The organism is Vibrio sp. 10N.261.52.C11, from assembly GCF_041471405.1.
GTDB lineage: Bacteria > Pseudomonadota > Gammaproteobacteria > Enterobacterales > Vibrionaceae > Vibrio > Vibrio crassostreae_C.
In genome coordinates this window covers 1,352-1,561 of the sequence record NZ_JBFROI010000021.1, presented here as the reverse complement: position 1 = coordinate 1,561, position 210 = coordinate 1,352, and the positions used below count along the sequence as shown (strand labels likewise).

1 protein-coding gene is annotated in these 210 nt (G+C 43.8%); it reads left to right on the top strand.

Annotated elements, in window-relative coordinates:
* On the top strand, window positions 1–210 hold a 210-nt coding region (locus AB4323_RS07605), incomplete at both ends, for a transposase (RefSeq protein WP_372152128.1).

Here is a 210-nt window from a genome sequence, read left to right as displayed (position 1 = left end):
ATGCATGGCGATGCAAAACCCATCATGGTAAGCGTGGTAGAGGCTTTCAGTACTCTGATACAGCGATTGAAACTGCCTTGATGATTAAAGGAGTATTCTCATTACCATTACGTGCTCTTCAAGGCTTTATTGATTCTATCTTTGAGCTATTGGATGTTCCACTGACGTCCCCTGACTACACCTGTATCAGCAAACGCTCGAAGACAGTTC